Raw genomic sequence first — 536 nt, forward strand, 5'->3', positions numbered from 1 at the left:
TAGGTACTTTTCTTCTTTTAGTTCACGTATCGCAACAGGATAGGCTTTATCACCATCCGCAGTTATCGAACGAGGTCTTGTGGCATGACAAGAACCCAAGGATTTCTTTAGAAATCGCTTGGCAGCCTTTGCATCTCGTCTCTGACTTAAGTAAAAATCGATTGTGCTTCCTTCGGAATCAATGGCACGATATAAATACATTTTTTCTCCTTTGATTTTGATGTACGTTTCATCGACTCTCCAGGAATCATTCGTTGATTTCAAATGATTTCGAATCCGCTCATTTAATTCAGGTCCATATTGATGAACCCAGCGCATAATGGTTGTATGAGCCAGAGATAACCCTCGTTCCTCCATCATTTCCACCAAATCTCAAAGACTTAAATTATACCGAAGGTACCATCGAACAGTGAGTAAAATAATCTCAGATTGATAATGCTTCCATTTAAAATCTATTGCTTTTGCCATCATCACACACGTCCTTATTTATTGATACCTTCAGTTTACACAAGAATTATATTTTTTGCACCAGAACC

The 536-nt window shown here is 38.1% G+C and carries 1 pseudogene; it reads right to left on the reverse strand.

The window, feature by feature from the left end:
• Nucleotides 1–468: pseudogene (locus tag JDS99_RS30945) on the reverse strand (IS6 family transposase); the annotation flags it as partial.
• Nucleotides 469–536: the final 68 nt, after the last annotated feature.

Origin of the sequence: Bacillus cereus group sp. N6 (assembly GCF_016483705.1) — a bacterium.
Lineage (GTDB): Bacteria > Bacillota > Bacilli > Bacillales > Bacillaceae_G > Bacillus_A > Bacillus_A wiedmannii.